This window comes from Ruegeria sp. AH12 (genome assembly GCF_056541465.1).
In genome coordinates this window covers 1-788 of record NZ_JBQFYL010000133.1, presented here as the reverse complement: position 1 = coordinate 788, position 788 = coordinate 1, and the positions used below count along the sequence as shown (strand labels likewise).

Annotated in this window: 1 protein-coding gene; it reads left to right on the top strand. The window is 54.3% G+C overall.

The window, feature by feature from the left end:
* A partial coding sequence (locus ACR0EL_RS22140) for a hypothetical protein (RefSeq protein WP_480502308.1) occupies positions 1-788 on the top strand: 788 nt, incomplete at both ends.

The following is a 788-nucleotide window of genomic DNA, read 5'->3' as shown; positions in this document are numbered from 1 at the left end:
ATCTTTCGGTCAAACGGTCGTGCCGCCTGCGGGTGGTCCGTGTACGATTGACGGCTTGACGGTGACCTGTACCGGCGATGTCTCGGCGGGGATAGAAGCCGCTGGGCCTACAATCACCACTCTGAACATCAACAATGTCGACGCTCCGGGGATCGCACCTGCTGCCGGGGTGGATGGCATATTCTTTTCCACAACATTCAGCGATATCTCGATCAACGTTGACAGTGACATCAGCACGGTCGGCGTTGGTGCCACCGGTATCTACGCCCAGAACACTGGCGCGGCGGATGGTGTGTCTATTGTCAGCAGCGGCGACATACTTTCACAGCACGATGGCATTGTCGCTGACATCAATAGCGGTGATATATCGATAACTTCGTCAGGGACTATTTTTGCCGAACGACATGGGATCGATTCATTTACGGCTGGTGATGGAAATGTGCAGATCGTCAATTCCGGGGATATTACGGCCAACCTCCTTGAAGCCGTTAACGCGGAGGTGTCGGGCGACGGTAACGTAGTCGTCGATAACTCCGGCAACCTGACATCTAACGATTTAGACGCTCTTAATTTGAGTGTTGGCGGTAATGGCAACATCACGCTGACCAACACGGGCGACCTGTCGGGAAGGCTGGAGGCAATTAACTCTGTTGTTGTAGGCGATGGTGATGTGGTCGTCGACAACTCCGGTGACCTGACATCCGTTATCTCAAGTGCCATTTTTGCGGATGTTGGCGGTAATGGCAACGTCACGCTGACCAACACGGGCGACTTGTCGGGCGATCTGG